Source organism: Pseudomonas zhanjiangensis (genome assembly GCF_041027545.1).
In the GTDB taxonomy this organism is placed as follows: Bacteria; Pseudomonadota; Gammaproteobacteria; order Pseudomonadales; family Pseudomonadaceae; genus Aquipseudomonas; species Aquipseudomonas zhanjiangensis.
Window position 1 is genome coordinate 1 of the sequence record NZ_JBFTEG010000037.1, and the last position, 9,849, is coordinate 9,849.

Annotated in this window: 8 protein-coding genes; 2 read left to right on the top strand and 6 right to left on the bottom strand. The window is 64.3% G+C overall.

Translation table 11 applies throughout. The annotated features are described in order from the left end of the window. Positions 1–387: 387 nt before the first annotated feature. Positions 388–1,680 (bottom strand): glycine betaine monooxygenase oxygenase subunit, encoded by a 1,293-nt coding sequence (gene gbca, locus AB5S05_RS21705; protein ID WP_369289589.1) that lies wholly within the window; start codon positions 1,678–1,680, stop codon positions 388–390. A gap of 362 nt (positions 1,681–2,042) precedes the next feature. Between gbca and gbcB the strand changes: the two genes are divergently transcribed. After that, positions 2,043–3,146: a glycine betaine monooxygenase reductase subunit gene (gene gbcB, locus AB5S05_RS21710; RefSeq protein ID WP_369289590.1), complete on the top strand. Its 1,104-nt coding sequence runs from the start codon at positions 2,043–2,045 to the stop codon at positions 3,144–3,146. Between the two features lie 45 nt (positions 3,147–3,191). On the opposite strand, the gene fusA is transcribed toward gbcB, so the two are convergent. The 5 genes from fusA to AB5S05_RS21735 all read right to left on the bottom strand — a co-directional run bounded on the left by fusA (position 3,192) and on the right by AB5S05_RS21735 (position 8,939). Next, a complete protein-coding gene (fusA, locus tag AB5S05_RS21715; RefSeq protein WP_369289591.1) occupies positions 3,192–5,237 on the bottom strand; it encodes an elongation factor G in 2,046 nt (681 codons plus the stop codon). Between the two features lie 25 nt (positions 5,238–5,262). Then, positions 5,263–5,862 carry a pyridoxine/pyridoxamine 5'-phosphate oxidase gene (locus tag AB5S05_RS21720; RefSeq protein ID WP_369289592.1) on the bottom strand — a complete coding sequence of 200 codons (600 nt, stop codon included), beginning with the start codon at positions 5,860–5,862 and terminating at the stop codon, positions 5,263–5,265. Between the two features lie 123 nt (positions 5,863–5,985). Beyond that, positions 5,986–6,300: a SorU family sulfite dehydrogenase c-type cytochrome subunit gene (sorU, locus tag AB5S05_RS21725; RefSeq protein ID WP_369289593.1), complete on the bottom strand. Its 315-nt coding sequence runs from the start codon at positions 6,298–6,300 to the stop codon at positions 5,986–5,988. Positions 6,301–6,304: 4 nt separating this feature from the next. Further along, entirely contained in the window at positions 6,305–7,492 is a 1,188-nt protein-coding gene (sorT, locus tag AB5S05_RS21730; RefSeq protein ID WP_369289594.1) for a SorT family sulfite dehydrogenase catalytic subunit, read from the bottom strand. A gap of 403 nt (positions 7,493–7,895) precedes the next feature. Next, positions 7,896–8,939 (bottom strand): threonine aldolase family protein, encoded by a 1,044-nt coding sequence (locus tag AB5S05_RS21735; protein WP_369289595.1) that lies wholly within the window; start codon positions 8,937–8,939, stop codon positions 7,896–7,898. A 313-nt stretch (positions 8,940–9,252) separates the two neighbouring features. Here AB5S05_RS21735 and AB5S05_RS21740 point away from each other — a divergent pair. Beyond that, on the top strand, positions 9,253–9,849 hold a 597-nt coding region (locus AB5S05_RS21740), incomplete at its 3' end, for a PLP-dependent aminotransferase family protein (RefSeq protein WP_500181257.1).

The following is a 9,849-nucleotide window of genomic DNA, read 5'->3' on the forward strand; positions in this document are numbered from 1 at the left end:
TGGGGGCTGAGCTGGCCTAGTTGAGCCAGCCAGTGGTGAAAGGCTTGAGTATCCATGATCGGCAGACCTCCCGAGCGGATGCCTGCCTTTCAGATTAGTTCTTGCAACACATCATTGGGACATAGCCTTTTTTTTGCCCGCGCCAAAGCAAGCCTATCGCACTAACTGCGACAGACTGGGCTGAATTAACGATGACGATAGCGGGGAAGAAACCCGAAGCAACCAGGCGCAAAGTGACGCCTTGGCGAGCCGCCGCTCAGGCAGCAAGGCCTGTGCGCCTCCGAATAGAGGCTATAGAGAGGGCAAACAGATTGATCCACTTGACGGAAGCGAGGCCTCCAAATGCCTCAGCCCTCACGAAGAGGGCTGAGGTCAGGCGAGCGCCGATCAGTCGTTGACTTGACGCAACTTGGTAGCGGGCTGCTCCTCGCCCAGGTTTTCGAGCATCCGCTCGCTGTACCAGTCGAGGAAGTTGACCACGCCAAACTCGTAGGTAGTCGAGTACGGGCCCGGCTGGTAGGCGGTGGAGTTGATCCCGCGCTGATTCTCTTCGCCCAGGCGACGGTCCTGATCGTTGGTGGCGTCCCAGACCTGGCGCAGACGATCGACGTCGTAGTCGACCCCTTCCACCGCATCCTTGTGCACCAGCCACTTGGTGATGACGATGGACTCCTGGGGGCCGACCGGCCACACGGTGAAGTTGATCAGGTGATCGCCCATGCAGTGGTTCCACGAGTGCGGCAGGTGCAGGATACGCATCGAGCCCAGGTCGGGGTTCTTGATGCGCCCCATCAGCTTGCTGCAACCCTGCTTGCCATCGATGGTCATCGACACGGTGCCCTTGAGCAGCGGCATGCGCACGATGCGGTTGCGCAGGCCAAAACCGGCATGCACGTAAGGGATCTTCTCGGCTTCCCAGTCGGCCGCACATTGGGCAACGTGGTCCTTGAACTCCTGCGTGGCGCGCGGATCGTTGGTGTCGTCCCACTCCAGCAGGGTATTGAGCAGCTCCGGGTGCGAACCATTGCAGTGGTAGCACTCGCGGTTGTTCTCCAGCACCAGCTTCCAGTTGGCCTGCTCGCGCATGGTGCTCTGCACCGCCACCTTGGTGTTCTCCATGTCGTAGGGCTCCATGTAATGAGCCAGACCGGAAAGGAACTCGTCGATGGCCGGCGGGTTGTCCGCCAGGCTAATGAAGATGAAGCCGCCAGCAGTCTTGCAGTTCACCGGTTTGAGGTTGTAGTCGCTGAGCTTGAAGTCGGCACCCATCTCGGTGCCGGCGAACAGCAAGCGGCCGTCCAGCTCGTAGGTCCACTGGTGGTAGGGGCAGACCAGCTTGGCCACCTTGCCCTTGTCGCTGACACACAGGCGCGAGCCGCGGTGACGGCAGACGTTGTGGAATGCGTGCACCGCGCCTTCGGCACCACGAATGACGATGATCGGGTTGTCGCCCAGCTGCACGGTCAGGTAGTTGCCCTTGGCCGGGATCTCGCAGGTCATGCCGGCGATCAGCCATTCCTTGTGGAAGATCTCCTGCATGTCGATCTGGAACAGCCGCTCGTCGTTATAGAACGGTTGCGGCAGCGAGAAGGTGCGCTCGCGGGTCTGCAGCATCTCGGCGGTGGCCTTGCGTGCGGGCTCCAGCGGGTCGCCCAGGCTAAGCTTGGAAGTAACGTCCATCGGTGACTCCTCAATGGCAGATGCGAAGATCTGCCGCAAATTATGGCTGTTTCGGGTACTACGCAAGGCGGCGTATCTGACTCCTCGCATGTCGCCTGCCGATTGGCGGTTCGCTACGTGGCAACGAGGATCGAACGCTCTATTCCATTTGCTTCGGCTGGCGAGGAGTTTGGCGGTGGGCGCAGGCCAAACCTTACCCAAGGGCGACATGGCCGCATCCGTTTCCGACGCGCAAAGCCGCGCAGCCTGCGGCAGGTCGCGATAAGCATGTCGATGTCGCTAGCAGGTAAGTCGGCCTATCGGCGCTTACGCACAATTCACTCATACAAGGCCGATGTCCGGCCGTGCGCGGAGAGCCGTCCATGACGACGAATGACTTCCTCAATCCCGTCACCACCCAGACCTGGAGCAACGGCCGCCACTTGGTGCGCTGCGTCAAGGCGATCCAGGAAACCTGGGATGTGCGCACCTTCTGTTTCATGGCAGAACAACCGGTGCTGTTCTTCTTCAAGCCGGGCCAGTTCGTCACCCTGGAACTGGAGATCGACGGCCAGCCGATCATGCGTTCCTATACCATCTCCAGCTCGCCGTCGGTGCCGTACAGCTTCTCGATCACCATCAAGCGGGTGCCCGGCGGCAAGGTGTCCAACTGGCTGCACGACAACCTCAAGGAAGGCGACGAGCTGGCGGTGCACGGCCCGGTCGGGCTGTTCAACTCCATCGACTTCCCGGCGGAAAAGGTGCTGTTCCTTTCCGGCGGTGTCGGCATTACCCCGGTGATGTCCATGGCGCGCTGGTTCTTCGACACCAACGCCAATGTCGACATGACCTTCGTCCACAGCGCCCGCACACCGAAGGACATCATCTACCACCGCGAGCTGGAACACATGGCCTCGCGGATCAGCAACTTCAACCTGCACATCATCTGCGAGAAGTTCGGTCTGGGTGATCCCTGGGCGGGCTATCGCGGCTATCTGAACCAGAAGATGCTGGAACTGATCGCCCCCGACTTCCATGAGCGGGAAGTGTTCTGCTGCGGGCCGACCCCGTATATGAATGCGATCAAGCACCTGCTGCAGAACAACGGCTTCGACATGTCGCACTACCACGAGGAATCCTTCGGGGCGACACCGGCGGATATCCGCGAGGAAGTCAGGGAGCTGGCAGCCGAAGCCGCCGATGCGCCACCGGTGCCGCTGGCAGACCAGCACCAGGTCGAGTTCGTCGCCACCGGCAAGAGCATTCGCATCGATCCGGGCGAAACCGTTCACGCCGCCGCCGCCAAGTTGGGCCTGCACATTCCCAAGGCCTGCGGCATGGGGATCTGCGGCACCTGCAAGGTGATGAAGACCGCGGGCGATGTGACCATGGAACACAACGGCGGGATCACCGACGAAGACGTGGCCGAAGGCTATATCCTGTCCTGCTGCAGCGTACCCAAGGGCGACGTGGTCATCGACTACTGATTGCCCAGCGAGCGCCAGGCAGGCCTGGCGCTCGGGGTCCGTTACTCAATCCTCCTCCTGCACAGCCTTGTAGGCGCTCGCCAAGCGCTGCTGGACATCCTGCGGTACCGCACTGTAGTGACTGAGTTCCAGTCGGTAACCGCCCTGACCGGCGGTAATCGACTTCAAGCGACCACCATAGCCATCCAGTTCGGCCAGCGGCACCTGCCCGCGAACCAGCGCCACGCCCTGGGCCTGCGATTCGCTGCCGAGCACCTGGCCACGGCGCCCCACCAGGTCGGTGGTGATGTCACCGAGCCTGGCTTCGGGGGTGCTGATCTCGATCGAAACCACCGGCTCCAGCACGATGCCACCGGCTGAGCGCAGCGCCTCGAGCATGGCCTTGCGTCCCGCCGCCTGAAAGGCGACGTCCTTCGAATCGACCGCATGGCTCTTGCCGTCGTAGACCGTAACCCGGACATCATCGACCGGGTAGCCTGCCAGGGGCCCTCCTTCGAGCACCGAGCGCACACCCTTCTCTACCGAGGGAATGAACTGCGAGGGAATCACCCCACCCTTGACCTCATCGACGAACTCGAAACCGGCACCACGCGCCAGCGGCTCGATGCGCAGAAAGACTTCACCAAACTGACCGGCGCCGCCGGTTTGCTTCTTGTGCCGACTATGACCTTCGGCCGGGCGGGTAATGGTTTCCCGGTAGGGCACGCGGGGAGGCCGCGTCTCAACCTCCAGCTTGTAGCTGCCGGCCATCCGGTCGAGCAAGTAGCGCAGATGCATCTCACCCATGCCGCGCAGGACGGTCTCCTGAGTGCTCGGGTGGTAGTCGAGCCGTACACAGGGGTCTTCGGCCAGCAGCCGATGCAGCACCTCGGAAATACGCTGCTCGTCGCCCCGGCGTTTGGCCTGGATCGCCAGGCCCTGCATCGGCGCCGGAAATGCCAGGGGCTTGAGGTGGATGTTGTCCTCATCATGCGAGTCGTGCAGCACCGCATCGAACTCCAGCTCCTCGACCTTGCTCACCGCACCGAACTCGCCAGGCACCAGTTGGGTGACTTCGTCGTAGCGCTTGCCCTGCAGCCGCAGCAGGTGTCCGACCTTGAACGGCTTCTTGGCGTCACCGACGAACAGCTGCATGTCGCGCCGAACAGTGCCCTGATGCACGCGGAACACGCCCAGTTTGCCGACAAAGGGGTCCATCACCACCTTGAATACGTGGGCCAGCACATGCCGCTGCGGATCCGGCACCGAGCGAAAGGGCTGAGCCGCGCTGCCTTCGCCCCTGAAGAACAACGGCGGATTGCCTTCCGCCGGGTTGGGCGCCAGCCGGGCGAGCACCTCGAGCAATTCGGCGATCCCGGCTCCGCTGCGCGCCGAGACGAAACACAGGGGAATCAGATGTCCTTCGCGCAATGCGCGCTCGAACGGCGCATGCAGCTCCTGCGGGCTGATCTGGCCTTGCTCCAGGTAGCGCGCCATCAGCTCCTCGTCGACCTCCACCACCTGATCGACCAGGGTTTGATGGGCATCGGCCACCGAGGAGAAGTCCGCCTCGCCGGTCGGCTCGAAGAAACAGTCGACGACCTGACTGGCCCCCGCCGCCGGCAGGTTGAGCGGCAGCACCTCCTTGCCGAAGGCCTCGCGCAGATCGGCAAGCAGCCCGGGCAGGTCGACCCGTTCCGCGTCGATCTTGTTCACCACCAATATCCGGCAGAGGCGCCGCTCGCCGGCCAAAGACATCATTCGCCGGGTGTTCAGCTCGATGCCGTTTTGCGCGTTGACCACTACCAGTGCGGTTTCCACCGCCGCCAGGGCGGCGATCGCCTGGCCGATGAAATCGGGATACCCCGGCGTATCGATCAGGTTCAACTCGGCTCCGGCATGGCTGCAATGGGCCAACGCCGAAGCCAGCGAGTGGCGATACTCGCGCTCCAGGGGGTCGAAGTCGCACACCGTATCGCCGCGCTCCAGCGTGCCCATGGAGGCGATGACGCCGCTGTGGTGCAATAGGGCTTCGACCAGGCTGGTCTTGCCGCTGTCAGCATGGCCGACCAAGGCAATGGCACGGATGGCGTCGACTGAGCAGTGGGCCATGGCGACCTCCAGGGGATGGGCCAGATCAGGGGGTAAGCGCTTCGACGGTCCAGTGCCCGTCCTCTCCCTTGAGATACCGGGTACGCTCGCGCACCCGCTGCCAGCCGGATGGCCAGAATTCGATGCGTTCCGGCAGCAGGCGCAAGGCGCACCAGTTCGGGCTGCGCGGTACCGCTTCGAATCCCAGGGTCTGTTCGAGTTGGCGCACCTGCTGACGCAGCTCGGCCTTGTCTGGCGCGGCCGCGCCCTGGGGGAATGCCCAGGCAGCCAGTTGCGCCGCGCGGGAGCGCTTGCGCCAGTACTCATCGGCAACTTCGATGGACTGCATCTGGATATCGCCCTCAAGGGTCACCTGCTCCTGCAGTTCGCGCCAAAAGAAGCACAGCGCCGCACGCGGGTTGTCCAGCAGCTGCTGGCCCTTGCCGCTCTCCATGTTGACGAAGAACAGCAGCCCCGCCTCTTCGACGGCCACCACGTAGACCATGCGTACCGACGGGTGTGCATAGCGGTCGGCCGTGGCCAGCGCCGCCGCATGCGGCTCCTGCACACCCTGCGACGTGGCGGTGTCGATCAGCAATTGCAGGCGCTCGACAGCCTGCTGGTAGGAAGCCTCTTGGTTCGTCATTAGCCATCACCAGGGGTTAGGGTCACGGCGCCAGCCCCTTAGCAATCGATCGGGGAGGCAGCCATCCACCTTCAGCATAGTCTGGCCCCCTGCAACCCCGCAGCCCTTACTTGAGCACGCGCGCTAGTTACCGGCCACCCGGGCGACATACTCGGCCACCGCCTCGATCTGCTCGGCGCTGAGCGTGACGGCAAAGCTGGGCATGACCCCGACACCGCCACGCACCGCCGCGGCCACCCGCGCAGCATCCGGCTTGAGCTGGTCGAGGTCGGGGCCGATCTCGCCGCTCGCATCCGCCGCGCGCAGGCTATGGCAGAGGCTGCAGGCCGGCTGCGCCTGCTCGCGGAACACCTGGCGGCCAAGCTCGAAGCGCGCGTCCCCGGCCTGCGCCACAGACGCAACGAGCAGGCCAAGCAGGGCCGGCAGTAGCCGCCGCATCGACTCAGACCACCGTGATCTTGACTCCATGGTCCTCCCAGCCGTTATGGCCATAGCCACGCTCGTTATCGATCCGCTCACGCGGCTGCATGTCGCCTTCGATGTCGGTCGCCCGACTGGCCAGTGAGTAGCTGCCCGGCTCGAGTTCGGTGATCAACACGAACGGGCGCCAGGCATAGGGCCCCAGGTCGGGCCCCACGAATCGCGCCATGCGCCAGTGTTCGCCGCCATCGAGCGACACCTCGACGCGCAACAACGACTTGGCGCCACCGAATGCCACGCCCTGGATCGTCACCCGTCCGGCCTTGGCCTGCTGCAGCGGCTGGGTAATCCAGGACTTGACGTTCATTTCCCACATCGAGGGCTGGTCGGGCGCGCCGCCCTGGCCAACCGGACGGATGCGATAGCCGGACATCTGGATCTTTGCTTCGCTCTGCTCGGCGGTGAACGCCACCTGCTTGACGTACTTGACGTTGTTCACCCCATAGAAGCCTGGCAACACCATGCGCAGCGGGCCACCATGGGCCAGGGGCAGCGGTTCGCCGTTCATTTCCCAGGCCAGCAGGGCCTGCTCCACCCCCCGCAGCGGCACCGAACGCTCGACCATCACGCTCTTGGGGTCCAGGCCAGCGGGCAGCTCCTCGCCACCGGTGCTGGTCATGTAGCGCATGCCCTCCTCGATGCCGCCGAGCGCCTCGATCACCTGGCGCATCGGCACACCGCTCCAGAACACGCAACCGGCCGCACCCACCGACCACTGAGTGCCGCTGGCGCCATGGGGGAAGAATGCCCGGCCATTGCCCGAGCACTGCAAGACACTGGCGACGGTCTCGACGCCCAGGGACTTGAGTTCGCCCAGGGTCAGGCTGCGCGGCTTCTTGACCCCCTGGAACGCCACCGTCCAGGCATCACGGTCGGCGACGATGGCAGGGGCCGGGGTCGGCAGATTGTTGCGCACGAACAGCTGGTCGGAGGGCGTCACGATACTGGTGCCGATGGCGCCACGCTGCGTCTCCAGGGTCTTGGCACTGTGCACAATCAGCGCATCGGGATTCTTCCAGTTGACGTAGTCCGGCAGCGGCATCTGCTCGGCCAGGCTCAGCGGACTGAAACCCAACAGGCCAGCAGAGGCGACCGCGCCGGCGCTGCCCAGAAGGAACTGGCGGCGGGGCAGATCAAAGGTGTCGTTCATGGGGTACTCCCTCGGGTTGCGTCGCACGCTGCGCACAAGCAGGGGAGCCGGGGATGCAGAGGCTGACGGCGGGCGGCGCGCGCAAGCTGGATGGACGGGGGCTTAGGTCGAGCCACAGGGCCGCCCCCACAAACCGGAGCATGAATTGATCCTCTCGGTGTGAGTTGGCCAGGTTATGTACCTTGCCTTTAGATGGGTCTAGGTCGCGTGCCAGTGGTTGTCAAGATCAACGGCCCGACCGACCGGGCGCCGCTGCGCCCTGAGCGGCGCTGGTGATTTATTGATCGACGAGGGCCGGGCCGCCTGGCATCTGACCGCCCGCCCGGGATGAACAGCTTATCCACAACAGGGCCCACAGCGTCTGTGGGTAAGTCCGCCGAGCAGCCTGATGGGTATGGAAAACTCAACCGCCCGCCATGGCCTCGCGAATATCCGCCGCCAGCTCGCGCACCCGCTCCACCTGGGTATCCCAGGAACACATGAAGCGCGCGCCGCCGGCGCCGATGAAGGTATAGAAACGCCAGCCCTTGGCGCGCAGGGTTTCCAGCGCGGCTTCGGACATCTGCAGGAACACTCCGTTGGCCTCCACCGGGAACATCAGGCTGACGCCCGGCACGTCGCTGACCAGCTCGGCCAGCAGCCGCGCGCAACCGTTGGCGTGCTTAGCGTAATGCAGCCAGGCGTCGTTCTGCAGAAGGCCGACCCAGGGCGCCGACAGGTAGCGCATCTTCGAGGCCAGCTGGCCGGCCTGCTTGCAGCGGTAGTCGAAGTCCTCGGCCAGGCCCTTGTTGAAGAACAGGATGGCCTCGCCCACCGCCATGCCGTTCTTGGTGCCGCCGAAGCAGAGTACGTCGACGCCGGCCTTCCAGGTCAGCTCGGCCGGGCTGCAGTCGAGGAAGGCGCAGGCGTTGGAGAAGCGCGCGCCGTCCATGTGCAGATTGAGGCCCAGCTCGCGACAGGTGGCGCTGATCGCCCGCACCTGCTCGGGGCGATAGACGGTGCCGACCTCGGTGGCCTGGGTGAGGCTGACCACCTTGGGCTTGGGGTAGTGGATGTCCTGACGCTTGAGGGCGATCTCGCGGATCGCCTCCGGCGTCAGCTTGCCGATCTCGGTTCGCGCCAGCAGCAGCTTGGAGCCGTTGGAGAAGAACTCCGGGGCTCCGCACTCGTCGGTCTCGACGTGGGCGGTCTCCGAGCAGATCACGCTGTGGTAGCTCTGGCACAGCGCGGCAAGGGCCAGCGAGTTGGCCGCGGTGCCGTTGAAGGCGAAGAACACCTCGCAGTCGGTCTCGAACAACTGGCGGAAATGGTCGGCGGCACGGGCCGTCCACTGGTCGTCGCCGTAGGCACGGGCATGCCCGTGGTTGGCCTCGGCCATGGCGGCCCAGGCCTCCGGGCAGATACCCGAATAGTTGTCACTGGCGAACTGCTGGGATGAGTCGGTCATTGCAAGTTCCTTCTATCTGGCTGCGGCGCAGGATGCCGGAGGATGGTCTAACTTTACTTGCGCCCTGGCGCCTGTACAGACGCAATTGGCGACAACATTGCCGGTTCTCGGCGCGTACCGGCGCGCCAGCCTGACCGTGCCCGCCTGCCGATGAGGCCGCCGCTCGCCGCCGACCCGCATGTCGCAAACACAACCCCTCGTGGCGTACATAGGCATCTGGCGCTTTAGGTCCGGTCATACCATCGGCTCCACAAGGGCTATACCCCGATTTCGACACAGATGCGCCACGGCGTGGCGCCGCAGGAGATCAGCGATGTTCAGCAAAGACGACAAAATCCAAGGCTACGACGACGAACTGATGGCGGCTATCAATGCCGAAGAAGCCCGTCAGGAGCATCACATCGAGCTGATCGCCTCGGAGAACTACACCAGCAAGCGTGTCATGCAGGCCCAGGGCAGCGGCCTGACCAACAAGTACGCCGAAGGCTACCCGGGCAAGCGCTACTACGGTGGCTGCGAATACGTCGACGTGGTCGAGCAGCTGGCCATCGACCGCGCCAAGGAGCTGTTCGGCGCCGACTTCGCCAACGTCCAGCCGCACTCCGGCTCCTCGGCCAACAGCGCCGTGTACCTGGCCCTGCTCAATGCCGGCGACACCATCCTCGGCATGAGCCTGGCCCACGGTGGTCACCTGACCCACGGTTCCAAGGTCAGCTCCTCCGGCAAGCTGTACAACGCCGTGCAGTACGGCCTGGACACCGCCACCGGCCTGATCGATTACGACGAGGTCGAGCGCCTGGCCGTCGAGCACAAGCCGAAGATGATCGTCGCCGGCTTCAGCGCCTACTCCAAGACCCTGGACTTCCCGCGCTTCCGCGCCATCGCCGACAAGGTCGGGGCCCTGCTGTTC